We start from the raw sequence: 25,433 nt of genomic DNA on the forward strand, positions 1-25,433 counted from the left end.
AATTCTTTAATTGAATAACAAAGGAGTTTATACAATGTCGAAAATGAAACAATTACAAAATCATTTAATTGAAAATGGTTGGGATGCTGCTTTTATTACAACACCTGACAATGTCTTTTACTTTTCCGGTTTTAGAAGTGAGCCGCATGAACGCTTACTTGGAGTTATGGTATTTAAGGATGCAGAACCGTTTTTAATTTGCCCGAAAATGGAAATGCCTGATGCAGTAGCTGCAGGATGGACTTTCGACGTTGTCGGACATGAAGATACTGAAAATGCCTGGGATGTTGTTGCAAAAACTGTAGCGGCTCGCAACGTTATATTCAATACATTGGCTATTGAGAAATCTCATTTAACGGTTGAGCGTTTAGAAGCGATTCAAGAACGTTATGAGCAATTGAAATTTGCTGGTATTGATGACAAAATTAACGCGCTTCGTACTTTCAAAGATGAAGTGGAACTTGAAAAATTACGTAAAGCTGCCGAATTAGCGGACTACGCAATTCAAGTGGGCTGTGATGCAATTGCAGAAGGCGTAACAGAAATGGAAATTTTAAATGCAATCGAGTCAGCTATTAAGGCAAAAGGCTATGCGATGAGCTTTGATACGATGGTATTAGCTGGAGAAAAAGCGGCTTCTCCTCATGGAACTCCTGGAAACCGCAAAATTAAAAAAGGTGACTTCATCTTATTTGACCTAGGTGTTATTTACGAAGGGTATTGTTCGGATATTACGCGAACAGTAGCATTCGGCCAGCCAAATGACGAGCAAATTGAAATTTATAATGCTGTTCGCCGCGCAAACGAATCAGCTATTGAAGCAGTTAAACCAGGCGTCCGCGCAATGGACTTGGATAAAATTGCCCGTGATGTTATTACAGATGCAGGCTACGGCCAATACTTCACACACCGTTTAGGTCACGGTCTTGGTATTTCTGTTCACGAATTCCCATCGATTAACGGCGCCAACGAATTTGTTCTGAATGAAGGAACAGTATTTACAGTCGAGCCTGGAATTTACAAAACAGATGCTGCAGGCGTTCGTATCGAAGACGATGTAGTCGTTACAAAAGATGGTGTGGAAGTACTTACATCATTCACAAAAGAACTTGTAATTTTATAATATATTAGTTCATTTGATTGTATAGGAACTATTAAATTTGCATAAACTAAGCGAGCAGTCCCTTTTCAGAGGATTGCTCGCTTTTTAATATTAATAGGCTATTAAATACATTAGTCTCTTTACATTTTTTAACTTGTTTTCTAAAAGCAAAAATGAGGAATAGAATATTAATTACTTGAAAATAACCGAAAGGAAGTGGTGCATTATGAAAAGATGGTCATTTACAACGCTACTTATAATTGTGCTTACACTATTGCCAATAAGTCAAATTGAATGGAATACGGAAGCCGAAGCAAGTCAAACAAGTAAGGTAAATAATGAAGTCATTTCAAAAAGTGCATCACCGAATAAAGCGGTAAAGGAAAAAGCTCCTGTCTCGAATACAGGTTATATGCCAAAAGTAAATCGCAGTTATACGTATAAACCATCATTCGAAGATGCCGGCCCAAAAACATATACCGCTTCTAAAAACAAATCGATCGAAAACTCGGTAGAATTGTTGGAAGAAGACTATATCGGCTATACGTATATTGAAGATCAGCAGCAGCTTGCATTAGGTGTTGCCTATTCAGATATATTTTTCTTCTCATTAAGCTATCCGATGAAAGAAAAGACAACAATTACCGATACAGATTATTTATATGACGGTACTACGGAAACAACACCGGTTTACGTTGAAAGCACAAGTGCAACAGTTAAAACTAAAGCAGGAACATTCCGTAATGTAGTAGTTTTAAAATATCCAAACGGCTCTAAAATCTACCTGGCAAAAGATTACGGTATTATCCGTATTACTGATTTTGAAGGTAATATTACAACTGAATTAATCTCGGTTAAATAGAATGACCAAAAAATCCGCTACGTTTGGTTTTGCCAATCGTAGCGGATTTTTGCTGTAAAATATTTATTAATTTAATCCTGTCAGTGCACCTAATACATCTTCTACTTCTGCAAATTCAAGCCCTTGCGCGTCTGCTACTGCACGGTATACAACTTTACCGTCCAATGTATTAACACCGCGCTTTAATGCAAGATTGTCCAGACATGCACGTAAAAAGCCTTTATTCGCAATTTGTAAGGCATAAGGAACCGTATTGTTTGTTAACGCGATTGTCGATGTACGTGGAACCGCACCTGGCATATTTGCCACAGTATAGTGCACAACCCCATGTTTAACAAATGTAGGATTGTCATGTGTTGTTACTTTTTCAGATGTTGCGAAACAGCCGCCTTGGTCAATCGCAATATCAACAACAACAGATCCAGGTGACATCGATTGGATCATTTCTTCAGTAACTAATTTTGGTGCCTTCGCTCCTGGAATAAGCACTGAGCCTACTACTAAATCAGCAGAACGAACAGCATCTGCAATATTATAAGGATTTGAAATTAACGTTTGAACATCACGTCCGAATAAATCATCAAGCTGACGTAATCGCTCAGGATTCAAATCGATAATCGTAACATCTGCTCCCATGCCGACTGCTACTTTAGCAGCATTTGTTCCCGCAATACCACCGCCAATTACCGTTACTTTACTGCGAGGAACACCTGATACTCCACCAAGCAAGATCCCCTTACCGCCCGGCAGTTTTTCTAAATAATGTGCGCCGATTTGTGTTGCCATTTTACCTGCAACTTCACTCATCGGTGTTAATAATGGTAAAGAACCGTTTGGTAATTGCACTGTTTCATAGGCGATACCGATTACTCGATTTTCAAGTAAAGCTTTAGTCAATTCAGGTTCCGGTGCTAAATGTAAATACGTAAATAATATTAATCCTTCACGGAAATACTTGTATTCACTTTGCACAGGTTCTTTTACTTTTAAAACCATCTCTCCTGACCATGCTTCAGCTGCTGTTTGTACAATATGGGCACCAGCTTCAATATAGTCCTGATCCGTAAATGCAGAACCTAATCCTGCACCTGTTTCAATATATACTTCATGACCATTTGCGATTAATGACAATACCCCTGCTGGTGTCATCGCAACTCGATTTTCATTGTTCTTTATTTCTTTCGGTACCCCTATTTTCAACGTAATTCCTCCCTTTAACAATCACTTAGAAATATGCTTAACATAAATCAAATCCATTTTACCAATTTTACCAGCAAATTAGTAGAGGATTTTGAATGTAAATTCTATTCTGAAAAGTGAATCGCTAATCATGTCTTACAACTGTAGGAAAACTGCTCTTATTTAACTGAGAAAAATATTTTATAATAGTAAAAAATATTATTTCCAACACGAGAAATTTGTGACTATTTCATGGAATTTATTGTATTTTATCTATATTTCAGCGCAGGAATTATGTCCTTTGAAAAATTCTTTGGTATAATATAATTATAGATAATTAGGAGGTATGGAAAATGGCAAACCATTATAAAAGCATTGTAGTAGCAGTAGACGGCTCGAAAGAAGCAGAATATGCATTCCGTAAATCAATCAATGTTGCAAAACGCAATGAAGGTGCAACAATCAACCTAGTAAACGTTATCGATACACGTTCTTTCGCAGCTATAGAAGCTTATGACCGTTCAATTGCTGAGCGCGCTCAACAACATTCTGAGGAATTGTTAAACGGCTACAAACAGCAAGCTGAAGCAGAAGGCGTTGAAAACGTTAACCTGATTATTGAATATGGCTCTCCTAAAAATATTATTACAAAAGAACTTTCAAATGTTGTAGAAGCAGATTTAATTATTTGTGGTGCAACTGGTTTAAATGCTGTTGAACGATTCCTGATCGGTTCTGTATCAGAAGCAATCGTACGTTCAGCTACATGTGACGTATTAGTAATCCGTACACCAGAGTGATTTAAATAAAAAAATACAAAATGCCATCTTCTCAAATTGAGTCGATGGCATTTATTATTTATCATGAATTAACGTGGCGACAGAGGTAATACCCCTGCCCCTAGACTTTAGCGTTTCTGGTTATTGCTTTCTTTCCACATGCGTACTTTTTCGAAGAACATCGCTAAAGCATCACGGTTTGACATATTCGGTACTTTTGCCAATAAAACCTCACGCGGTGCTTTTAACTGCTCACTTTGCTTTTGTAAAATTAAAATAATTTTCTCATGCGATTTAGATGAGAACAGGTTTTCCGGCAATTGGATGACCGCCTGAATCCATGCATGTCCTTTAATATACTGGTGAAGCTGTTTCGCCTGATCTGATTCGAATAAATTTGCCGGAATCAGGAAAAATCCAAAGCCGCCTTCTTTTGTATAATTTAAAGATTGCTCGATAAACAAGTGGTGTGCGTAGCTCATTCCCTCTGCCGCGCATAATTCATAGTCAAGTGCCACTTCTTCATTCGGATAATATCCTACAGGCAAGTCGCAAACTACCGCATCAACCGGATCAACTAACAGTTTTTCCAAGGCATCTTGACGGAAAAGTGTAACAGGTTGTTCGATAAGGTCACCTGTCGCTGCTGCCAACCGAATTAATAAATCATCAACTTCCACTCCTGAAGCAACTACTTTCCCTTCCAACGCATTCATGACTGTAAAGAGTAAATTCCCAGTACCGAGTGCAGGATCAACAATAGAGATCGTCCGTTCCGTTAATTCCTGATCAAAGCATTGCTCTACAAAATGGCTTACAATAAGCCCAAGAGTATCGGGTGTCATTTGGTGGTTCGGCTGCGCACTTTTACGCATCCCTTTTAAAATTGCAATTTGGATTGCTTTTCGCATATCTTCCTTCGTTGCACCTTCTACTTGCCACTCTAATTTCCCGTCCAGTGTATCTTCCAATGTTTGCAGTAACGCTTCCAAATAATCCTGCTCTTGCTGCGCTGCGACATTTTCTGCGTTGTCATTAATATATTTGAAAATTTGTTCAAACTTTTCCATTAAACTAACTCCCTCATTCCATTCATTTGGATTTCTCGCCGAATTGCGACATATCCACTAAATGAACAACCCACTCAATAATTATTGAGTGGGTGTTAATTATACATGTAATTACTTTACAATAAAATCGTTTAAAACGAAATTATTTTGCAAGAGCTTTTACTGCTTCAATTGCAGCATCATAATTCGGGTGGTCTGTACCTTCTGGAACATACTCCACATAAGCAACTTTACCTGTTTCATCAACAACGAAAATTGAGCGTGCTAAAAGGCGTAATTCTTTCATATGTACGCCATATGCTTCACCGAATGATGCATCGCGGTGGTCTGATACTGTTACAACATTATCGATACCCGCAGCTCCACACCAACGTTTTTGAGCAAATGGTAAATCCATTGACACTGTGTAGATTACAACATTGTCACCTAAGTTAGCCGCCGCTTCGTTGAATGTACGAGTTTGCTTATCACAAACACCCGTTTCCAGTGAAGGAACAACCGAGAATAAACGAATTTTACCTTCAGAATCTTTTAAAGTTACTTCTGATAAATCATTTGCAACTACTGTAAAATCCGGTGCTTGATCACCAACTTTTACTTCATTACCGATTAGTGTTACTGGACTGTTTTTAAATGTTACTTGTGCCATATTAAACGCCTCCTTTATATTCCCTAATATTACTAAAAAAGATTTAGCAATTGCAACTAACTGAGCTTATATTCATTTAAATAAAGAAAACAAAAAGAAAAGAGCTGTTTTATAAGATGTATCTTACAAAACAGCTCTTCTCTTGCTTAGAAGGTGTCGATAGTAAATTCTTTCCCCTTCTTTTCTTTTTTAAACATCTTTTGTAAAAATATTTTCATGAACAACGACCGTATCGGCAAAATAATCGGCAATACTTTTATTGTTTGGTGAAAAGGCGACAATTAAATACGGTAAGTATAATAATGTACCATTGATAAATCGGCCTACCCCTTCACGAAATAGCACAGTTATCCAATCAAGCGCTTCCCCGTCGTCTTTTTCAACTTTTATTCCAAACGTCATTTTCCCTAATGTTTGCTTGAAAAATTTTGTCATGAGCACAAAATAAGCGTAGAAAATAATTCCCGAAAGAATTGTCATCGGTGCATACCAAACATCGCTGGCACCACTCCAATTCATCAATGCAAATACCGGCTTAATCGAGACGCCGATAATCGCACTTATGACAATTGAATCCAACAGGAATGCCCAGAAACGCATCCAGAAGCCGGCTGTTTTTTGTTTAATAGAAGGCGGCTTTACGACAGATGCTTCATCCACTACTTCGATTATGTCAGTCATCGTAATCCCTCCTATTAGTAGTCACCATATAAATACATCATACGAGGCGAATTTGTCGTTGAAATAATTTTGGACAATACTTCTGATTCAGCAGATGGTCGCAGCATAGAGCCAAGTTTTACACCTAATAAAGAACCCCAGTTCGATGTATCCATTGTATATTCAAACAACGCTGCATCTTCCAATCCAAAATCCGTGCGTAATGCATTAATCGTCGCTTCTTCATTTCCAATTTCATCAACTAGCCCAGCACGCAATGCCTGATTACCGCCTAATACACGGCCATCCGCTACTTTTTTCACTTGAGCTTCAGACATATTACGTCCAGCTTCGATAATATCAACGAAATGCTCATATGATTCATCTATCATTTCCTGCAGCATCGCAAGCTCCTCTTTTGTAGAAGGTCGTACACCGCCAAACATGTCTTTATGTTCGCCTGATTTAATTGTTTCAAACTCGACCCCGAAATTTTCGGCTAATTTCCCATAATTAATCGATTGCATAATAACACCGATTGAACCGGTAATTGTCTCGCGCTGAGCAAAAATCTTATCTGCCGGTGCTGAAATATAATAACCGCCGGAAGCAGCCATTGATCCCATTGAGACATAAATCGGAATTTGTTTTTCTTCTTTAATTTTCAATAACTTTTGGTAAATTTCTTCTGATTCAATAACACCGCCACCTGGAGTGTTTACAGATAATACAACACCTTTAACTGTATCGTCTTCCAGTACAGCATCCAATTGCTCCATAAACAGCTGGTGGTTGTAATCGACCGTTTCCCAAATACTCGGTTCCCCTACATCCTGGATTACACCATCCACCGTTAAATGGGCAATTCGACTCGTTAAATCTCCTGTTTCCACGACGTTTTCGTATGTGAGCGACTCCGTACCCATCAAATTATCGAAACTAGTAAAGAAATCGGTCTTAAAAATCGAAATAATCGTATTGATCCCAATAGAGAAAAATAATAATACAGCAGCAATAATGAGTGCCACAACTCGTTTTGTATTCATTTTCACGCCTCCTCAATATATGTACGAAACTATTTTACAAAAAGTTTCATCAAAAACAGTGATTTTGACATATTACCATTTTAACACTCAACCAAGCTAGCTTTTTTCAAATGGTGGAGAATAATTTCTATTAATTCAACTTGTTTAACTTGTAGAATAAAATGAAAAAAGGCGGCATATTTCGCCACCTTTTTTAATTACCCGGGAAATAATTGTCGAGCAATGTTATTTCCCTTACTTTACTCGCAATTCAACACGACGGATTTTCCCTGAAATTGTTTTAGGTAATTCGTCTAAAAACTCGATAATTCGTGGATATTTGTATGGTGCAGTAAGTTGTTTCACATGATTTTGCAGGTCTTCTATAATCGTTGGGCTATCTTTTAATGTAACATCTTTTAAAACGACAAATGCTTTTACAACATTTCCTCGAATTTCGTCGGGACTTGCAACAACAGCACATTCCTGTACAGCAGGATGCTTCGTTAACGCATCTTCTACTTCAAATGGTCCGATTGTATAACCTGATGAAATAATAATGTCATCGTTTCGGCCTTCAAACCAGAAGTAGCCGTCTCCATCCTTTATTGCGCGGTCGCCTGTTACATACCAATCTCCACGATATTGAATCGCTGTACGCTCAGGATCTTTATAATATCCTTTAAATAATGCAGGAGTCGACTTGTGTACTGCAATATCACCGACTTCACCGGCCGGTACAAGGTCACCATCTTCATTGATTAAATCAATGATATTTCCCGGAGTCGGTTTCCCCATCGAGCCAGGGCGCAATTCCATATTTAATAATGTCCCGATTAACAATGTATTTTCTGTTTGACCATAGCCATCACGGACAGTTAATTGGTGTTCACGTTCAAAAGTTTCGATCACTTCCCGGTTTAAAGGCTCACCAGCAGAAACAGCGCTGCGCAATGAAGATAAATTAAATGAATTTAACTGATCTAATTTCGCCATCATACGATATTCTGTCGGTGTACAGCATAGTACATTGATTTGTTGCTGCTCGATCAAATGTAAAAACTGTGTTGGATCAAACTTTCCTTTGAACACAAATCCTGTTGCACCACTGCCTAATACAGCAAGAAACGGACTCCAGATCCACTTTTGCCATCCTGGAGCTGCAGTTGCCCATACAGTATCGCCATCACGCACTCCAAGCCACTCTGCTGCCGTTGTACGTAAATGTGCATATCCCCAGCCATGTGAGTGCATTACGGCTTTTGGATTTCCTGTCGTACCTGACGTATAGGCTAAAAACGCCAAATCATTTGCTGTCGTCTCAACAGAATCGAACTCGTTTGACTGCTGCTCTGCAAGCGCCATTAATGAAGTCCATCCTTCTTTTTCATTCCCGACGATAAAGCATTCTAAATTCGCTAAATTTTCTACATGTTCAAATTCATTTACGAATTGTTCCATCACGATAATCGCCTTAGCCTCTGAATGGTTTAGACGATAGTCAATATCTTTAGCTCGCAGCAGCTCTGAACTTGGAATAATAACTAATCCTGCTTTTAATGCTCCAATATAAGAAACATATGCTTCTAAACAGCGAGGCAGCATAATTAAAATAACATCACCTTTTTTTAATCCTTGTGCATAAAAGGCGTTTGCGACCTGATTTGCTCTTTGTAGTAACTCTTCGTATGTATATTGCTCTTGGTGTCCGTTTTCTTCCTGAAATACTAATGCTGTTTTTGAGCCTTTATTTTCATGCTTTTCAAATTCATTTACAATATTATAAATTTCCGGTGCAACTAATTGATTTTCATTCATTTTTGAAACTCCCCTTTGTTTGAAAAAAATGAGCCTTACATATTAAGTATAATAATCCTTTTCATTAATATCAAAATATTCCGCTATTTTTTATTGCATAACAAAAATTATTTATTAACAAAATAAAAAGAAACGCTACTTTAAAAGTAGCGTTCCTTTTGTAAAACGGATTATTGGTTTTGGTTGCCGCGTAATTGCTGCTCAGCCATCTGTACTAGGCGTTTCGTAATTTCGCCACCTACAGAACCGTTTGCACGAGATGATGCATCTGGACCTAATTGTACACCAAATTCTTGTGCAATTTCATATTTCATTTGATCTAAAGCTTGTTGTGCACCAGGTACACGTAATTTGTTTGAGCTGTTGTTGTTTGCCATCTGTCTCTCACCTCCTTGTGACATTAGAATGCGCCGGGAGGAGAGATTAATACATAAAAAACACAGGTAAATTATAGCTCGATTAGGAAATCATTATCAGTTCCTAAAATTATAGTAAATCAGCGAATTTATCTTCTTTTATTTCCTTTTGAGGGAACTGATATACTTCGCGGTTTTTAACGGCACGATCAATTAAATCATCGAATTCAGTAAAGCTTTCAAATCGCTGAACCTTTTCTAATTTCGGTTTTGTTTTCGGACTAGATGGTGTAAATATTGTACAGCAATCCTCAAATGGCTGAATTGATGTTTCGTATGTGCCAATATCTTTTGCAATTTTGATGATATCGTTTTTGTCTGAAGAAATTAACGGACGTAAAATTGGTGTATTTGTCACATCATTAATTGCCGTTAAGCTTTCCAATGTCTGTGAAGCGACTTGCCCTAAGCTTTCACCTGTTACAATACCTAATGCGCCGATATCTTCACGTACTTTATCGGCTACTTTCATCATCATACGACGTGTTGATGTCATTGACATATTGTCTGGCACCGCGTCTTTTACTGCTACTTGCAGTTCTGTAAATGGAATGACATGCAGGCGAATATTTGCTCCGAATTTTGTTAATTCATTCGCAAGTTCTTTGACTTTTTGTAATGCGTTATCGCTCGTATACGGAGGACTGAAGAAATGGATTGCATCCAGTCGAACGCCGCGCTTCATCATTAAGTAACCGGCAACAGGGCTATCAATACCGCCTGAAAGCATTAACAGCGAACGTCCGTTTGAACCAATCGGCATTCCCCCAGCACCTTGGATTACTTGAGCCATCATATAGATCGCATCTTCACGTACTTCAATTCGAAGTGCGAAATCCGGATTTTTCACCTGTACTTTAAAGTTTGGGAAATTCGGTAAAATTGTAGCTCCCATTTCACGTTGTAATTCATGCGTGTTCAACGGGAAAGTTTTATCTGTACGATGTACTTCAACTTTAAACGTTAAATCGCCTTTATCACGATAGTCTTCTAAAATTTCAAAGGCTAAAGCTTTCATCACATCTAAATCTTTTTCACAAGATGCAACAGGGCTGATTGATTGAATACCGAAAACATGTGGTAAACGATTCATTAGCACATCAAATTTTTCTTTATTTTCAACTTCAATAAACATACGGTCACGCTCTGCACGAATTTTCAGTGGTGCAATATCGTTAAATGAATAACGTACATTATCACGTAAACGGCTGATAAAATCTTTTTTGTTTCGACCTTTTGTTGATAATTCACCATAGCGAACTAAAATCTCTTTAAAAATCATTGCGTAATATCTCCTTTTAATTCTTTCATTACGATTGTGAATTGCTTTTTGAATGAAACAATATCTTCGTCTGTATTGATTGCGCCTAAGCTTAAACGGAGTACACCGTTTTTATAGCGGCTATCGATATTTAATGCTTCTACAACATGGCTTGTTTTCGTCTGTTTTGACGAGCAGGCACTTGATGTTGAAACGATAATATCACGTTTTTGTAACGCGTTTATTAGTATTTCACCTTTTAGTCCTTTAACACTAAACGATAAAATATGCGGTGCACCGTCTTTCGGCGAGAGGACATATACTTCCTGACCAAATTGCTCAAAGAATAGATGGAGATCTGCAGACCATTTTTTAAAATTTTCAACATTCTCCGGCATGTCCTCAACAGCTAATCGGACCGCTTTTGCCAATGAAACAGCTTGCGGCACTGCAACCGTACCACTTCTTAATCCAAACTCTTGACCACCACCAACGATAAATGCCTTCAGTTGTGGTTTTTTACGGAATGCTAACAAGCCACTCCCTTTTAGACCTTGAATTTTATGACCTGAAATGGAAATAACATCAGGGCCATTGTCTCCAACAAAAATGACCGGCAGCTTTCCGAAACTTTGAATCGCATCAACATGGAACATCGCCTGGCATGTACGATGAATGATTTGAGCTGCTTCCTTAATTGGCTGCACAGCTCCGATTTCGTTGTTTACATGCATAATGCTCACAATAATTGTATCTTTGCGAAGTTTTTGCTGTAATTCCTCTAAAGAAATAACCCCATATTTATTTACTTTTAGGTAGTCAATTTCATAACCTTCTTCTTCCAAACGCTTTACCGCTTCCAAAATTGAAGGATGTTCTATTTCTGTCGTAATAATATGTTTGCCTCTAAAATTGCTAGATTTAGCAAGACCAAAAAGCGCTGCATTATTCGATTCCGTACCTCCGGAAGTAAATAAAATATTCTTTTCTTCTGTATGAAGAATATTCGCCAATTGCTCACGAGCTTTCGTTAATAAAGCATTTGACTCGACACCTGCACGGTGAATCGATGCAGGGTTGGCATAATATTGTTCATTCACTAACATAAATGTAGCCAAGACCTCTTTGTGCGGTTTTGTTGTTGCACTATTATCTAAATATATCATCTATACTCAACCTTCTTTTTAAAACTAATTTCCCGTAATCTTATTGCCATTACAGTGTCCTGCTTTTTATCATCACTTACCAAAGAGAGAGGTTGTGTTAATAGTCAAACTGACTACTAACACAACCTCATAAATGTGCTTATTTATTATAACGCTAAATCGATCAACATGTAACCGTTATGCTTATTATTTTGTAAGCAGCTGCTCTTGAACGAGCTCCTCAATCCGTTTGATTGCATTAGGATCGATGATTTCAACCGCTTTTGCTGCATCTTCCAGTGCTTTTATGTAGCGGAATTTCTTGAATGCGTCTTCAGCTTCAAGTAGATTTTCATGTACTTGTCGATTTGTTGCACGGTAGCGGTTTCCGAACTGAATAAGACGCTCAATAATTAATACATTCTCAATCATTTCCTGTGCTTTTTCATGTGTCTCTTCAATCGATTGTTTTGCATTTAGTAAATGCTGGTTCACTTGGATAATATTCAACGGTACTTCCTGTAAACTTTGAACAACTACAAAAATCTGTTCTGCCGCTTCTTCTAATCTCGCATCCATCTCTTCCGGAATCCCAGGAATATTGGCACGTCCAAGCAGACGCTCTGTATCTTGCAATAAACGCTTTAGAGCTTCCAATTCAGCTCTTGCTTTATTTTCATCAATACGGAGATTCTTTAGTTTGTTCGAGAAATTTTCCTGTTCCTCAGCAATTTGCTCAATCTCATCAGTAATTTCTTTTAGCTCTTCCTGTAAGCTTGAGTATGCGGATTTTTCTTCTTGAACACGTGTCGATAACAATTCATAGCGTCTTTGTAATACTTCCAAATGCTTTAAGCCCACTTTTGGAATTTCCGCTTCTTTTTCCTGTAAACGGTAGCTATGCTGCACATAAGCGACTTCATCATTAATGTCCTTTGTAAGACGCATAACATCGTTGATCACGCTGTACATGCCTGAACAGTTTCGTTCAACATACTTTCTTGCCATAACTTCTTTTTCTAGCAAATTATAAAAATGGTCGATTTCATCATTAATTGTTTGAATTCGTGGTGAAACAGCCGGCAAGTTAAGTCCAGCGATTTCTGCTTTTAACATTTCCAGTTCGCTCTCAAGTCCATTCAAATATTCAGTCAGTTCTAAATGGCGTAAATAATACTTTTGTTCTTCCATTTCACGCTGTCCATTACGAAGTTCATGAATTGCAGTTGGGATTTTAGTTTGAATTTCCGTCAGCAGTGTCGGCACATCATTTAATAAACTAAAAATTTCCTGCGCTTCACTGTTCAGTTGTAGGACAATTTCACGTGCCTGCAAATAGTTGCCGTCTTTCGTTAATTCATCGAACTCTTCAAATTTCGGCGTAAATTGCTCCAGCTTCTTTTCCAATGCTTCCAAAGCGGGACCAAATGAATGCTGGTGTGCCAAAATTGTCTTGCGTGCAGAACGGTAATATTCTTTAAGCTGTTCGATTTCAATACGGTTTTTTTCTTCACTGCCAATTAATTCGTCCAGCTCAGTAATGATCTGCACACGTACTTGCTCACATTTTGCCAGTTCTTGTTCGATATCGCGTTCTGTATGTGTTGCTTTGTTAAATTTAAATCGGTCGACAAATTCTTCCGCATCAAACAACAATTCGTCGATTTTCGGAATTTGCTTATCGACAACATCCAACCAACGATTTCGCCAGTTTTCAAACAGCTCTTCTGTTTGACCGTTCATATTAAGGGCTTTTACTTTTGCGAGCTCCTCAAAAATCGGGTAATGTTGTATTTGTAATTTTTCCTTATCTAATCGTCCTATTTCTGCATTATGCTTGCGTCTTACTACTAAGCCTGCCATTAATAATGCTAATAGTACGACGACAACAATGATGATATACTTTATCATTGTAAGCCCCCTAATCCCAAATAAAATCAATATTTTAGCTATATACGTATTATTTATAATAACATGTTTTTTTATATTTGTTTAACTATTTCCAGCTTTTTTTACTTTTAAATACCATATTTTTGAAGGAAGGTCATCCAATTGAAACGAGACGGTCATATACATACCCCTTTTTGTCCACATGGTTCTACAGATTCGATAGAAGAATATGTCGAAAAAGCGGTAGCAAGCGGATTTAATGAGATCACCTTTACGGAGCATGCGCCTTTACCTGAAAACTTTGTCGATCCAACACCTGACAAGGATAGCGGAATGAACCCTGCTTATTTGATGGATTATTTTAAACAACTGCAGCGCGCAAAAGAACTGTATCAATCGCAAATTAAAATCAATATCGGCTTAGAGGTCGACTACATTGTCGGCTTTGAACAGGAAACAAAACAATTTCTGAATGAAGTCGGCCCATTAATCAATGATGCGATATTATCCGTACACTTTTTGAATTTCCAAGACGAGTATGTATGTATTGACTTTTCACAAGAAGTATATTTACAATTTGCCAATAAGGTTGGCGGCATTCTTCCTATGTATAAGCTATATTACGAAACTGTGAAAAAGTCGATTATAGCGGATTTAGGCTTATACAAACCTAAACGTATAGGACATCCAACATTAATTCATAAATTTCAGCTTGCCCACAACGAACAGATCGATGATGCCGCTGACATCAATGAATTATTGAAGATGATGCAGGCTGATCATTATGAGCTTGATTTTAATAGTGCTGGTCTAAGTAAACCGTATTGTAAGGAGCCATACCCTCCATATCCATTTGTGAAACAGGCAATTGATTTACAAATTCCAATTATTTTTGGCTCGGATGCCCATACGGCAGCGGATTTACATCAGCATTATGAATTACTACAGAAAAAAATAACTTTTTAATCGGAGGTTTCTATGTTTGGAAATATTACTTATAATGGGACACTATCAGAACAGTACAATCAGCTATCAAAACAGCTGGATGCACTGTTGGAAGGGGAAAATAACTTAATCGCTAACTTAAGTAACGCTTCAGCTTTATTAAATACTTTCTTAAAAGAAATTAATTGGGTTGGATTTTATTTAATGAATGAAGGCGAATTGGTGCTTGGACCATTCCAAGGCTTGCCGGCTTGTGTACGAATTCCTGTCGGGCGCGGTGTTTGCGGTACAACGGTTGCGAAGGAGCAAACAATGGTTGTAGACGATGTTCACGCTTTCCCTGGTCATATCGCTTGTGACGCTGCATCAAAATCGGAAATCGTTATTCCTTTAATAAAAAATGGTGTTGTTCTAGGTGTTTTAGATATCGATAGCCCGATTGAAGCACGTTTTACTTCTGAAGATAAAGATGGTTTGGAAAAATTTGTGGATGTACTGTTAAAACATATTTAATCGCTAAAAAGAGAGTACCCGAAAGTTTCCGGGTACTCCCTTTAATATTGTAGTTCCATAGGTTTTTCATATACACATAGACGATTTTTTCCGTTTCGCTTTGCATGGTAAAGTGCAATGTCGGCTTGCAAAAACATATTTTTAAAATCCGGGCGGCTGCTCTTATGCCACGTAATCATTCCCGCAGAAACCGTAACAGAAGGATTTGTTACATTTGGTACCATTTGTACAATTGCATCTGAGATTTCAATTGCTTCTCTGTCTGAAATATTCGGAATATAGATGGCGAGTTCTTCACCGCCCCAGCGTGAGCAAATGCCTCGTTTCCCTATTTCATTTTGCAGTCGTCTAGCAATTTGTACAATAACATCATCGCCGACTTGATGCCCGTATGTGTCATTAACCTTTTTAAAGTTATCAATATCAATTAACAGAAACATCCCTGAATCGTCCTTTTGAATAGCCTTTTCCACGTATGAATCGGAGAAACTTCTTGCGTAAAGCTTTGTTAAATGATCTCGATCCACCATCTCTTGAAGTTGTTCACGTAATACCGAATTGGAAATCGCTAATGACGAATGGTGAATAAGCGATTGCATTAACTTGAAGCTATCAAAGGAGAAAAAATACGACTCTTTATGCAATACAATGCTAAACCCGATAATATCTTCTTCTACAATCATTGGAATAGCCATTATCGACTTATACTCAATGTCTCCTGAAATAAGACGGCTAAAATCAGCAATAAACAAAGGGTCTTGTGTCGACTGGAAATGTTTTTCCACATGCTGAATATATACGTTACATGCTAGATGATTGAAAAGCTCTGTACACACTTCAGTCATGATATACTTTTCATCTTCTTTAAACAGGAAGCCAATTTCCATAGGCTGAAAAGATTTCAGCATTTGCTTTTGTAAAAATAAAAGCATTTCACTGATCGTCAATTTCATATTTAAACGATGGGAAGTTTCATTGATCAACTGTAAATCCGTGATGAGACGATGTGATTGATGATAGAGTTTCGCGTTTTCCAAAGCATTTCCTGAAGCTTGGGCAAGCATCCGGATGAATTCTTTTTCTGGACTTGTAAAGGAGTAATTGACGGGTGCTTTCACCTGTAAAATTCCGTAGATTGCTTGTCTCCCTTTTATAGGCACATTTAATAATCGACGTTTTTGTTCAACGGCTATATCCTCTTTCAATTCTCCCGATACGAAAGATTCGATTGTTGCAGGGCGTTCCGACAAATAGTCGAAAGGCTTTATTTTCACTCTTGTTTGACGGTCTTGGTCATTTGACAATATCAGTTCAACTTCCAGACCCGGAAAATTTTCTTCTATTGTTATAAGGACATTTTCCAAAATTACATCTATATCCATCGTCGAATGGAAAAGGTCTGTCATCCCGTATAATTTACGGTACTTTTGCTCATTCGAATAAACTTCAAATTTTTTAGTTAAAAATGAATAGGAAGCGGATATCGCCCCTACAATTTCTTCTGTCAGCACTGCTTGTATAGGTGCATTTTCAGGATTATATTTAAATATAATAATAGCTTCTATTTTTTTGTTTATTATAAGTGGCATAACGTCCGTATGATTTTTAAAATACGGCTGTTCTCTAAAAAACCCGGGTAACTTCACAACTTTATTACCATTAAAATAGGGTTGTATTAAATCTAATGTTACATCAACATTCAGTAACTCTAAGTTGTCGATCGGTTTCAATTTATTTTCGCTTACATGAAATAAAAAACAATGCTCCATATTAAAGTGTTTGATTAGGTTTTCTTTTAATAGAAAAAAGTAATCATAAAATTTACTTCGTTGTAAATTCGTATTCATACAAAGGCTTAAGATATCCGATTTAAATTGATCAATCTTTTGTTGATTTTCCACCATTAAATCACCTTTTCTTTTACTATTGCGATGTCGGTTCTTTTTACTTAACCTCAAGTATACACATTTCATGTCTTATTGACTATTCAATTTTGTTATATTTTTCTAATAAACACCTCAATTTGAATTGTTTTTTGAACATTCGAGCATTTTCCCATTCTTATCTACTACCCACTTTTATGATTAAATACCCATAAAATGAAAATATATTTTTATTTTCTTTCTCTCATATTATATTCAAAAAGTAACACACCTTTGTTGACGGATAGATAAAAAAAAGATACAATAGCCTTTGTGTAAAATGAATGCAGTAGTTGTATAACTTAAATGTAGTATTTTATTCCTTCTGTGTAACAGAATGGTGTATTGTGTAACCCTTTCGGCTGCATGGGCGAAGATACATGAAAATAGAATACCGTTTAATGTCGGGTACAACTGGTTTTTTCTTTTACAACAAAAACCAATTTTAAGGAGGAGACACAATTATGTCTCGTTATACAGGTCCATCTTGGAAACTATCTCGTCGTCTTGGTATTTCATTAAGCGGCACAGGTAAAGAAATTGCAAAACGCCCTTACGCACCAGGTCAACACGGCCCGAACTCTCGTGGTAAAAAATCAGAGTACGGTCTACAATTAACTGAAAAGCAAAAATTACGTCATATGTATGGTATGACTGAACGTCAATTCAAAAACACTTACCTACGTGCTGGTAAATTACAAGGTGTACACGGTGAAAACTTCATGATCTTACTTGAAACTCGCCTTGACAACTTAGTTTACCGTTTAGGTTTAGCTCGCACTCGTCGTGCAGCTCGTCAATTAGTTAACCACGGTCACATCTTAGTTGATGGTAACCGCGTTGACATCCCATCTTACTCAGTAAAACCAGGTCAAACGATCTCTTTACGTGAGAAATCAGCTAACCTTTCAGTTGTTGCTGAATCAATCGAAGTAAACAGCTTCGTACCAGAATATTTATCATTCGATGCAGACTCTAAAGTAGGTACTTTCGTACGTTTACCAGAGCGCTCTGAATTATCTTCTGAAATCAACGAACAATTCATCGTAGAGTTCTACTCTCGTTAATCTTTCGAGCTTCAGATATATTCGATCAAACCATCAAGCCCTGTTCATCAGGTTCTTGGTGGTTTTTTTAATTAAATTAATTTGGGCAAAACTTTTTTTAAAAATTTGTTCAATCGCCCCGATCAACTCTTCTTCGTTGAATAGGATAACGAGGAAAGGGGGTGAATTAAATGGGTTACGGATATGAAGGATATCAAAATCAAGGAAACTACGGTGGTTACGGCGGTTACGGCTGTGGTGGCGGTGGTAACAGCGGCGGTAATAGCTCAACTTTCGTTCTGATCGTTGTTCTATTCATTCTTTTAATTATTGTCGGCGCTACTTTTGCTTACTAATAGCATCGATTCACAAAAAATTTTTAGCTAGCCAGGAATAATTCCAACTACTTATTACTGCTTTTCACGCCATTAGGGTCACTTCCCCCAGTGACCCTTTTAATTTTTAATTCATTGACAGTGTACTTAGCTTTTTCCTGAACACTCAGACAATACAGCCCGCTAACAATATAAAAGATGCTGTACGCTTATATAGCGACAGCATCTTTTAATTTAAACGTATAATTAGAATACGTCACAATTTTAACAATATATTTTAAAATACAAAGAAACTTGCTCCTAGTACAGCAATTACTATAAACGAAGCAAAAAATGCTTTCCACTTAGAAATGCGGTGAACTTCTGAGATCCCAATAACTGTGATGACATATGTCCAAATACTGCTAATAATAATTAGTGTTCCACAAACAAATTGCAGAATCAAATCACCTAGTGACGTTTCCATATAGGAAATCGTGAAAAATGACTGTGGTGCGAATTGCATCCAGAACAGTAGAACCGGCAATATCCAAATATAAGGAATCATTGTCACACTGATCATACGGAACATTTCTTTAAACTTCCCTATACCACCGAACGCTTTTGCTGATAGTGTCAATACGCCTGCCGATAAAACTGTAGAAAGAAAATACAGTATTAAACTAAATAGAAATGTTGAATAAACGATATCCCCTATTGTATATTGCCCTGTAAATTCACTACCGATAAAGCTGACTAAATTGCTAGCAAACACTCCGATAATACCAACGAAAATGAAATAAGATAACTTTTTAGTTGTTAACACATAACGAATAGTATCTCGGGGTTTAACAGCAATGCTTAATATGGCATGTCGATCATCGACAGTACCTGTTAATTGCTCACTCAAAATAACATCCCCCTAAAAATATGTATACATTCTATTATACTGATATTTTTAGGGTGATACAAAGTTATTGCTCCTTTAGTAGCATACCAATCTTTTACTATTCGGCAGATTTAAGAGATACATAGCCAGCCTTTTCCACTAATGTCTGCCCTTCTTCCGACAGCACCCAATCAATCAGTTTCTTAACATTTCCTGTTGGCTCGCCTGCTGTCACAATATAAAATTCGGAAGCGATCGGATACGTATTGTTGCGGATCGTTTCTCTTGTCGGTTCAACTCCATCGATTTCCAAGAGTTTGATTTCTTTATTTTTAACCATCTCATTTGAATAGTAACGGAAAGTATAACCGATTGCATTTTTATAATTTTTATATTGGGACACTTCATTGATAATTCCACCCATACCTGTCGCTATATCTTCCGTTGGTGCTTCCATTAAAGGGGTATCCCCCATTAGACGTTGCAGTGCTGTTTGCGATCCACTGTCCTGAGGTCTTTGGAACGCCCGGATTGCATCATCTTTTCCGCCCACTTCTGACCAGTTTGTAATTTCACCAGCATAAATCCCTTTAATTTGATCGAGTGATAAACGATTGACGTTATTTTTACTGTTGACGAAAAAGACAAACGCTTCTTTTCCGATCGGCGTCAAATGAAGTTTAATACCCTGTTGTTCGGCTTGATTAATTTGGGAATCGGAAGGACCAGCTGCAAAAATCATGTCCGTATTTCCGAAAATCAGATTCGTATAGGCTTCATGAGTCTGGTTGACCACCACTTCGCTCTTGTATGGATTGTATTCTTTTTCCGGATATATATGCTCAGTAATGGCGGCATACAATGGATACAAAGCCGTTGCACCGTCGATTTTAGGTAAAGGTTCCTCTAGCTTTAAAGTCGGCTTCTTATCCAACTGAACTAATTTATTTTTATCTGTAAACGGCTCATATTGATAAATATCCACTTCTGCGTCTACAGTAGGCACCCGATCATCGAACCATTTATAAACAGGTTGGACCGAACAGGCGACTAAAACGATTCCTGCAATTGTCCAAAAGATTTTTACACGTTTACTGTTTTTATAAAACACATCAAAAATCACAAGCACAAAACCAATATATAATATGACCGCAGCTGAAATCACCAACGGTATATAATGAATGTTACCGCTAAACGCTACAATAAATAACAATATGAAAGTAAAAAAGCAAACAGTCAGTAATACAAAAATCGAAATAATAATTTTCCCTAAATAAGATTTATTTTCCATACTTTCACCCCTAACCTATACGTTCTTTATGAAAATAGAAATTCCTTTTAAAAAAACGTCTTGGAAAACTGCTTTCCAAGACGTTTAAATTAATTAAGCAAATTTCACCATATGGTATTTTTTCTTACCGCGACGGATAATTGCAAAAGCATCATCCAAACGGTCTTTCGAATCGATTACATATTCAAGATCCGTAATTTTTTCACCGTTCACACTAATTGCACCGTTCGTAACATCTTCACGTGCTTGACGCTTTGAAGAAGAAATCCCTGCTTCTACGATTAATTCCACGATATTTTTATCCTCTTTTGCCACTTCTACAGAAGGTACACCAGAGAAGGCTACTTTCATTTCTTCTACTGATAATGCTTTTAAATCACCAGAGAATAATGCTTTTGTAATACGCTCTGCTGCTTCCAGACCTTCTTCACCGTGGATCAGACGTGTCATTTCTTCAGCCAGCGCTTTTTGTGCTTTACGTAGATGCGGCTCTTCTTCAACACTTACTGCAAGACCTTCAATCTCTTCGCGTGTCAGGAATGTGAAGATTTTCAGGTATTTCACGACATCGGCATCCGCTGTATTGATCCAGAACTGGTAGAACTCGTATGGAGATGTTTTAGCAGCATCTAGCCATACAGCGCCGCCCGCTGTTTTACCGAATTTTGTACCGTCTGCTTTTGTTACAAGCGGAATTGTAATACCGAACGCTTTCGCATTTTCATCATGTGTTTTACGAATCATTTCCAAGCCCGTTGTAATATTGCCCCACTGATCCGAACCACCTACTTGAATTCGAACGTTGTGATGATCATACAAGTGGTTGAAGTCGATACCTTGGATTAATGTGTATGCAAATTCAGTGAACGAAATACCTGAATCAAGGCGTGATGCAACGGTATCTTTATTTAAGATGTAGTTTACATTGATCAGTTTCCCGTAATCACGAAGGAAATCGATTAATGACATTGGACCAACCCAGTCATTGTTATTTACAAGAACAGCACTGTTTGCCGCATCCGATGAAAAGTCGAATAAGCGCTCCATTTGCTTTTTAAGTCCTTGCACATTTTTTTCGATTTGGTCCATCGTCTGTAATTGGCGCTCTTCTGAACGGCCAGATGGATCCCCTACTGTACCTGTCGCTCCACCAACTAATAAAATCGGTGTATGACCTGCTTTTTGGAAACGGCGTAATGTAAGCAATGGCACGATATGACCGATATGCATCGAGTCCGCTGTCGGGTCAACACCTACGTATAGGGAAACCTTCTCCTCGTCTAAAAGCTTTTCCATACCTTCCGCGTCAGTTTGTTGGTATAACAATCCGCGCCATTCCAAGTCTTGCAGTAATTCGTTTGTCATTTGTTTTCTCTCCTTTTTCATGATGCGTCATTTACTTGTAAGGAAAATAAAAAAGTCCCTACACGCAAATGCATGCAGGGACGTCAAATTTCAGTTTAACGCGGTACCACCCGGCTTGAAGAAATTTCAGTCTCTTTCTTCCACTTTAAGCGTCTATAACGTGACACGATCCGTTCAGGCTCCAAGTACGTAATTCATAAATGCGCTATGTCTAGCTTTCACCAACCGCTAGCTCTCTTTGCAGGGAACACATTTATTACTGCAAACTCTTCGTTGCCTGAAATTTATATTTTCTATTCTACCTAGAAAATAGTTGATGTCAATATTTATATTCGTTTATATATCAAATATGCTATAATAAACAAGATTTTAGGAGGTCGATGATGTGAGAGAATGGCTCGAAAAATTTAATAAAAAAATCGATATCCTTGCTTCTTCAGAACGAATGCGCTACGTCCGAATTGGAGGCGGTGTATTCTGGAATTTAACATTGCTGGCGATTATTTTTATAGCTGCGACACTGTTGTTTGTCGGAGGTGTAGGCGCAGGTTACTTCGCATCATTAACAAAGGATGAACCTTTGCGATCGAAAGAAGAAATGCGCGAACAAATTTTCAGCTATGAAGAAACAAGTGAACTTTATTTTGCGAACGATATTTACATAGGAAAGATCCGAACTGATTTAGACCGACGTGAAACATCGCTAGCTAATATATCCCCATCCTTAATTAATGCTGTACTTGCTACAGAGGATGAATATTTCCGGGAGCATACCGGCATTGTTCCAAAAGCGGTATTACGGGGATTACTGCAAGACGTATCCAACTCGTCTACACAGACAGGTGGCTCTACCCTTACACAGCAATTAATAAAAAACCAAATATTAACGAATGAAGTTTCATATGAACGTAAAGCAAAGGAAATTTTACTTGCGTACCGTTTGGAACATTTTATGACAAAAGAAGAAATACTCGAAGCCTATTTAAATATTATCCCGTACGGCCGAAATTCTTCAGGTCGTAATATTGCCGGTATCGAGACGGCTGCACAAGGAATTTTTGGTGTGTCCGCATCTAAATTAAATTTACCGCAGGCTGCCTATATTGCCGGTATCCCTCAGGCACCTTTCACCTACACACCTTTTACAAATAAAGGTGAGCAAAAAAGTGCGGAAGGGATACAGCCAGGTATTGACCGTATGAAAACGGTTCTTTATCGTATGCAAGAGGCGGGTTATATTACCGAGAAAGAATTTAACGAAGCAATTGCGTACGATATTACGAAAGACTTCAAAGGGTATGAAATCCGTCCGGAAGAAAAATATCCTTGGTTAACAGCTGAGCTTGAACTCCGTTCTAAAGAAATTTTTGCGAAAATACTCGCCGAAAAAGACGGCATTGACCCGGATCGTTTAAAAGAGGAAGAGAACCTAAATGAAAAGTATACAATAATGGCCGACCGTACAATACGTTCCGGCGGTTACCGTATTTACTCAACGATCAATAAAGATATGTATGATTCCATGAAAAAAGTGACGGAGGAGTTCACTTTATACGGACAAACATATAAGAAGAAAGAAAAAGATCCTGAAACAGGCGAAGAAATCGAAGTGGATGTACCTGTACAAACAGGAAGTATTGTTATTGAAAATAGTACCGGCCGCATTTTAAGTTTTGTTGGCGGACGCGACCATAGTATTACACAAGTAAATCATGCAACTAATGCATTCCGTTCAAACGGTTCAACAATGAAGCCGTTACTTGCCTACGCACCAGCGCTTGATTACGGTGTCATCGGAGCAGGAAGCCCTGTTGTTGATGTGAAATTTGTACACCCGGTTACCGGTTGGGATCCTGTGAACTATAATCCGAACCAGGAACTAGGAATTATTCCAGCACGCCAGGCGGTTGCCTCATCGCAAAACTTGGCAGTAGCACGTTTATATGATTCCATTTTAGACCGTCGTCCTGCAACTTATTTGGAAAAGATGGGCTTCTCTAAATTAGTGCCGGATGATTACGAAAACAGCTCGACAGTTCTGGGCAGTTTAACTATTGGTGCTTCAGTTGAAGAAAACACAAATGCATATGCAACATTTGCCAATAATGGACAATTTATCGATGCCTACATGATTGATCGCATTGAAGATTTAGACGGCAATATTATTTATGAACATAAAGTAGAGCCTGTGAAAGTATTTGCACCGGAAACAGCATATATGATGACCGATATGCTGCGTGACGTTTTGAAGCAGGGCGGAACTGGAACATTGGCAAAAAGCCAGTTAAAATTCTCGTCTGACTTTGCTGCCAAAACTGGTACAACACAGGACCATAACGATGTTTGGTTTGTCGGATATAACCCGAATATATCGGTAGGTGTCTGGATGGGTTACGAAAAGCTGCGCACCCTTTATGCATTTAATAACCGTTACCAGCATCCAAGTCAGCGTGTAAACCGTTTATGGGCAAAGTACTTAAATACGCTTTATGACATTGACCCGGAATTAATCGGTACGAAAGAAACATTCAAAAAACCTGAAGGCGTTGTGACAAGATCATTTTGTGGTATTTCAGGTCTGGCACCTTCTACTTCATGCGCCAATGCCGGTTTAGTCACTTCCGATTTATTTAATAAAAATGTATTTTTACCGACACAGCCGGATGATAGCTTTGTATCTTCCACATCGGTTGTAATTAACGGCAACACATATGCTGCATTACCGAATACACCTACTGAGTTTGTTCAGATGAGTGGTTTCGGTTTAAATCGGGCCTTTGTTGACCGCATGTTAGGCAAACTAGGTGGAGACGCTTCAAAATTATTGTCATTCAATTCAGGTAAGGGCGTTGTAACCGGCGCACCATTCTCGGCAGACAGTGCACCACCGCAACCTGTTTTTGCTACATTGTCAAACAGTTCTCTTTCATGGACAGCCTCTCCATCAAATGATGTTGTTGGCTATCGCGTATATAGCGTTACCGACCAGGGTAGATCGCTTGTACGTTCATTAAAATCTTATGAAGGATACCGGGTGTCTGTTTCACCAGGCGTTCGCTACATCGTTGTAGCAGTCGATATTACAGGATTGGAATCAGGCTATTCGAATGAAGTCGGAGAAGTGGTGGAAACTGCTCCACCTGCTCCACCGGAAACAGAAGAAGATGAAGTTGAAGAAAATGTTGTACCTGGGGAAATAGTTGAAGACCTGGACGAGATTGAAGTTGACGTCGATCCAGTCGAACCAGAACCTTCAGGAGAATAAAAGCAAAAAAATCTCACCAACTTATAA

22 protein-coding genes and 1 other annotated feature are annotated in these 25,433 nt (G+C 38.1%); of the genes, 8 read left to right on the top strand and 14 right to left on the bottom strand.

The genetic code is table 11. The features are described 5' to 3' along the window. Positions 1-34: 34 nt before the first annotated feature. Positions 35-1,123, top strand: a complete 1,089-nt coding sequence (locus tag AC0VXV_RS14435) for a M24 family metallopeptidase (RefSeq protein ID WP_475528913.1) — start codon at positions 35-37, stop codon at positions 1,121-1,123. Between the two features lie 205 nt (positions 1,124-1,328). Beyond that, on the top strand, positions 1,329-1,964 hold the full coding sequence (locus AC0VXV_RS14440) for a 5,10-methylene tetrahydromethanopterin reductase (RefSeq protein WP_475528914.1): 636 nt from the start codon (positions 1,329-1,331) through the stop codon (positions 1,962-1,964). Positions 1,965-2,030: 66 nt separating this feature from the next. Here AC0VXV_RS14440 and ald read toward each other — a convergent pair whose 3' ends face one another. Continuing rightward, complete coding sequence (gene ald / locus AC0VXV_RS14445) at positions 2,031-3,164, bottom strand: alanine dehydrogenase (protein ID WP_475528916.1); 1,134 nt, start codon at positions 3,162-3,164, stop codon at positions 2,031-2,033. A 332-nt stretch (positions 3,165-3,496) separates the two neighbouring features. On the opposite strand from ald, the gene AC0VXV_RS14450 reads away from it, so the two are divergent. Then, positions 3,497-3,943 carry a universal stress protein gene (locus AC0VXV_RS14450; RefSeq protein WP_475528918.1) on the top strand — a complete coding sequence of 149 codons (447 nt, stop codon included), beginning with the start codon at positions 3,497-3,499 and terminating at the stop codon, positions 3,941-3,943. A 107-nt stretch (positions 3,944-4,050) separates the two neighbouring features. Here AC0VXV_RS14450 and AC0VXV_RS14455 read toward each other — a convergent pair whose 3' ends face one another. From AC0VXV_RS14455 to ezrA, 9 genes are all read right to left on the bottom strand, one after another. Beyond that, a complete protein-coding gene (locus AC0VXV_RS14455) occupies positions 4,051-4,992 on the bottom strand; it encodes a class I SAM-dependent methyltransferase (protein WP_475528919.1) in 942 nt (313 codons plus the stop codon). A 142-nt stretch (positions 4,993-5,134) separates the two neighbouring features. Further along, a complete protein-coding gene (gene tpx / locus AC0VXV_RS14460) occupies positions 5,135-5,641 on the bottom strand; it encodes a thiol peroxidase (RefSeq protein WP_014823107.1) in 507 nt (168 codons plus the stop codon). A gap of 189 nt (positions 5,642-5,830) precedes the next feature. Continuing rightward, positions 5,831-6,322 (bottom strand): RDD family protein, encoded by a 492-nt coding sequence (locus AC0VXV_RS14465; protein ID WP_475528920.1) that lies wholly within the window; start codon positions 6,320-6,322, stop codon positions 5,831-5,833. Positions 6,323-6,336: 14 nt separating this feature from the next. Further along, on the bottom strand, positions 6,337-7,347 hold the full coding sequence (sppA, locus tag AC0VXV_RS14470; RefSeq protein ID WP_475528921.1) for a signal peptide peptidase SppA: 1,011 nt from the start codon (positions 7,345-7,347) through the stop codon (positions 6,337-6,339). A gap of 234 nt (positions 7,348-7,581) precedes the next feature. Further along, on the bottom strand, positions 7,582-9,144 hold the full coding sequence (gene mbcS / locus AC0VXV_RS14475) for an acyl-CoA synthetase MbcS (protein WP_475528922.1): 1,563 nt from the start codon (positions 9,142-9,144) through the stop codon (positions 7,582-7,584). Between the two features lie 170 nt (positions 9,145-9,314). Continuing rightward, positions 9,315-9,521, bottom strand: coding sequence for an alpha/beta-type small acid-soluble spore protein (locus AC0VXV_RS14480; protein ID WP_008407794.1), 207 nt, complete (start codon positions 9,519-9,521; stop codon positions 9,315-9,317). A gap of 109 nt (positions 9,522-9,630) precedes the next feature. Continuing rightward, positions 9,631-10,842 (bottom strand): tRNA uracil 4-sulfurtransferase ThiI, encoded by a 1,212-nt coding sequence (gene thiI / locus AC0VXV_RS14485; RefSeq protein ID WP_475528924.1) that lies wholly within the window; start codon positions 10,840-10,842, stop codon positions 9,631-9,633. Further along, a complete protein-coding gene (locus tag AC0VXV_RS14490; RefSeq protein ID WP_475528926.1) occupies positions 10,839-11,987 on the bottom strand; it encodes a cysteine desulfurase family protein in 1,149 nt (382 codons plus the stop codon). The genes thiI and AC0VXV_RS14490 overlap by 4 nt, the downstream gene beginning before the upstream one ends. Positions 11,988-12,173: 186 nt before the next feature. Continuing rightward, a complete protein-coding gene (gene ezrA, locus AC0VXV_RS14495) occupies positions 12,174-13,877 on the bottom strand; it encodes a septation ring formation regulator EzrA (RefSeq protein ID WP_475528927.1) in 1,704 nt (567 codons plus the stop codon). A 141-nt stretch (positions 13,878-14,018) separates the two neighbouring features. Here ezrA and hisJ point away from each other — a divergent pair, with 141 nt between their 5' ends. After that, complete coding sequence (gene hisJ / locus AC0VXV_RS14500) at positions 14,019-14,822, top strand: histidinol-phosphatase HisJ (RefSeq protein WP_475528928.1); 804 nt, start codon at positions 14,019-14,021, stop codon at positions 14,820-14,822. A gap of 12 nt (positions 14,823-14,834) precedes the next feature. Continuing rightward, a complete protein-coding gene (locus tag AC0VXV_RS14505) occupies positions 14,835-15,314 on the top strand; it encodes a GAF domain-containing protein (RefSeq protein WP_475528929.1) in 480 nt (159 codons plus the stop codon). A gap of 41 nt (positions 15,315-15,355) precedes the next feature. Here AC0VXV_RS14505 and AC0VXV_RS14510 read toward each other — a convergent pair whose 3' ends face one another. Continuing rightward, on the bottom strand, positions 15,356-17,218 hold the full coding sequence (locus AC0VXV_RS14510) for a sensor domain-containing diguanylate cyclase (RefSeq protein WP_475528930.1): 1,863 nt from the start codon (positions 17,216-17,218) through the stop codon (positions 15,356-15,358). 482 nt (positions 17,219-17,700) lie between these two features. On the opposite strand from AC0VXV_RS14510, the gene rpsD reads away from it, so the two are divergent. Next, positions 17,701-18,303, top strand: coding sequence for a 30S ribosomal protein S4 (gene rpsD / locus AC0VXV_RS14515; protein WP_008407801.1), 603 nt, complete (start codon positions 17,701-17,703; stop codon positions 18,301-18,303). A 170-nt stretch (positions 18,304-18,473) separates the two neighbouring features. Then, entirely contained in the window at positions 18,474-18,638 is a 165-nt protein-coding gene (locus tag AC0VXV_RS14520) for a YjcZ family sporulation protein (RefSeq protein ID WP_079528483.1), read from the top strand. A gap of 256 nt (positions 18,639-18,894) precedes the next feature. On the opposite strand, the gene AC0VXV_RS14525 is transcribed toward AC0VXV_RS14520, so the two are convergent. The 3 genes from AC0VXV_RS14525 to tyrS all read right to left on the bottom strand — a co-directional run bounded on the left by AC0VXV_RS14525 (position 18,895) and on the right by tyrS (position 22,141). Then, positions 18,895-19,506, bottom strand: a complete 612-nt coding sequence (locus tag AC0VXV_RS14525; RefSeq protein ID WP_475528931.1) for a YIP1 family protein — start codon at positions 19,504-19,506, stop codon at positions 18,895-18,897. Positions 19,507-19,603: 97 nt separating this feature from the next. Continuing rightward, on the bottom strand, positions 19,604-20,776 hold the full coding sequence (locus AC0VXV_RS14530; RefSeq protein ID WP_475528933.1) for a PstS family phosphate ABC transporter substrate-binding protein: 1,173 nt from the start codon (positions 20,774-20,776) through the stop codon (positions 19,604-19,606). A gap of 93 nt (positions 20,777-20,869) precedes the next feature. Then, positions 20,870-22,141 (bottom strand): tyrosine--tRNA ligase, encoded by a 1,272-nt coding sequence (tyrS, locus tag AC0VXV_RS14535; protein WP_475528935.1) that lies wholly within the window; start codon positions 22,139-22,141, stop codon positions 20,870-20,872. 73 nt (positions 22,142-22,214) lie between these two features. Beyond that, positions 22,215-22,424, bottom strand: a binding site (T-box leader). Positions 22,425-22,526: 102 nt separating this feature from the next. Between tyrS and AC0VXV_RS14540 the strand changes: the two genes are divergently transcribed. Continuing rightward, on the top strand, positions 22,527-25,406 hold the full coding sequence (locus AC0VXV_RS14540; protein WP_475528936.1) for a transglycosylase domain-containing protein: 2,880 nt from the start codon (positions 22,527-22,529) through the stop codon (positions 25,404-25,406). Positions 25,407-25,433 lie beyond the last annotated feature (27 nt).

The organism is Solibacillus sp. iso_87, from assembly GCF_056173085.1.

Coding starts and splice junctions, on each gene's coding strand:
- AC0VXV_RS14450 (WP_475528918.1), top strand. CDS start 3,497: ATGGCAAACCATTATAAAAGCATTGTAGTAGCAGTAGACGGCTCGAAA.
- AC0VXV_RS14530 (WP_475528933.1), bottom strand. CDS start 20,776: ATGGAAAATAAATCTTATTTAGGGAAAATTATTATTTCGATTTTTGTA.
- AC0VXV_RS14440 (WP_475528914.1), top strand. CDS start 1,329: ATGAAAAGATGGTCATTTACAACGCTACTTATAATTGTGCTTACACTA.
- thiI (WP_475528924.1), bottom strand. CDS start 10,842: ATGATTTTTAAAGAGATTTTAGTTCGCTATGGTGAATTATCAACAAAA.
- ezrA (WP_475528927.1), bottom strand. CDS start 13,877: ATGATAAAGTATATCATCATTGTTGTCGTCGTACTATTAGCATTATTA.
- AC0VXV_RS14465 (WP_475528920.1), bottom strand. CDS start 6,322: ATGACTGACATAATCGAAGTAGTGGATGAAGCATCTGTCGTAAAGCCG.
- mbcS (WP_475528922.1), bottom strand. CDS start 9,144: ATGAATGAAAATCAATTAGTTGCACCGGAAATTTATAATATTGTAAAT.
- AC0VXV_RS14480 (WP_008407794.1), bottom strand. CDS start 9,521: ATGGCAAACAACAACAGCTCAAACAAATTACGTGTACCTGGTGCACAA.
- AC0VXV_RS14505 (WP_475528929.1), top strand. CDS start 14,835: ATGTTTGGAAATATTACTTATAATGGGACACTATCAGAACAGTACAAT.
- AC0VXV_RS14510 (WP_475528930.1), bottom strand. CDS start 17,218: ATGGTGGAAAATCAACAAAAGATTGATCAATTTAAATCGGATATCTTA.
- AC0VXV_RS14435 (WP_475528913.1), top strand. CDS start 35: ATGTCGAAAATGAAACAATTACAAAATCATTTAATTGAAAATGGTTGG.
- AC0VXV_RS14455 (WP_475528919.1), bottom strand. CDS start 4,992: ATGGAAAAGTTTGAACAAATTTTCAAATATATTAATGACAACGCAGAA.
- rpsD (WP_008407801.1), top strand. CDS start 17,701: ATGTCTCGTTATACAGGTCCATCTTGGAAACTATCTCGTCGTCTTGGT.
- tpx (WP_014823107.1), bottom strand. CDS start 5,641: ATGGCACAAGTAACATTTAAAAACAGTCCAGTAACACTAATCGGTAAT.
- AC0VXV_RS14520 (WP_079528483.1), top strand. CDS start 18,474: ATGGGTTACGGATATGAAGGATATCAAAATCAAGGAAACTACGGTGGT.
- AC0VXV_RS14490 (WP_475528926.1), bottom strand. CDS start 11,987: ATGATATATTTAGATAATAGTGCAACAACAAAACCGCACAAAGAGGTC.
- tyrS (WP_475528935.1), bottom strand. CDS start 22,141: ATGACAAACGAATTACTGCAAGACTTGGAATGGCGCGGATTGTTATAC.
- sppA (WP_475528921.1), bottom strand. CDS start 7,347: ATGAATACAAAACGAGTTGTGGCACTCATTATTGCTGCTGTATTATTA.